Below are 770 nucleotides of genomic sequence, written 5' to 3'. Positions count from 1 at the left end.
GCAATTCCGAAGATTTGCGACCAAAAACGGTTCGCTGTCACCATGCTGTAAGTTTCTTCAGCTTGGGTTGGGTTGAAGGCGCGGAAGGTGTTAGCACCATCGCCGTCTTCAAACAGTGTATTTTCTACTGTGGCACCGTGAATGGCGCAAAGTAAAGCACCACCCAAGATTCCAGCTACGCCCATCATGTGGAAGGGGTTGAGCGTCCAGTTGTGAAAACCTTGCAGGAATAACAAAAAGCGGAAAATTGCTGCTACGCCGAAGCTAGGGGCGAAGAACCAGCCGGATTGTCCCAAGGGGTACATTAAGAACACCGAGACGAATACGGCAATCGGGCCGGTGAAAGCTAGAGCGTTGTAGGGACGAATACCTACGAGACGGGCAATTTCAATCTGACGCAGACAGAAGCCAATCAGGGCGAATGCGCCGTGTAGGGCGATGAATGCCCACAGGCCGCCGAGTTGACACCAGCGTGTGAAGTCCCATTGAGCTTCCGGGCCCCAGAGGAACAGTAGGGAGTGACCCAAGCTGTTAGCGGGGGTGGAAACGGCGACGGTGAGGAAGTTAGCGCCTTCGAGGTAGGAGCTAGCTAGACCGTGAGTGTACCAGGAGGTAACGAAGGTGGTGCCGGTCAGCCAACCGCCGATGGCGAAGAAGGCGCAGGGGAAGAGGAGCAAGCCGCTCCAGCCGATGAAAACGAAGCGATCGCGCTTGAGCCAGTCGTCGAGGGCATCAAATAGACCTCGTTCGTTCTGGGCGCGTCCGACTGC

Annotated in this window: 1 protein-coding gene; it reads right to left on the bottom strand. The window is 55.8% G+C overall.

Annotated features, from left to right (window positions below):
* Positions 1-770, bottom strand: a 770-nt coding sequence (locus OSCI_RS10315; RefSeq protein ID WP_039962072.1) for a photosystem II D2 protein, incomplete at both ends; no start/stop codon positions are given.

The organism is Kamptonema sp. PCC 6506 (assembly GCF_000180455.1).
GTDB lineage: Bacteria > Cyanobacteriota > Cyanobacteriia > Cyanobacteriales > Microcoleaceae > Kamptonema > Kamptonema formosum.
This window is presented reverse-complemented; position numbering and strand designations above follow the sequence as displayed.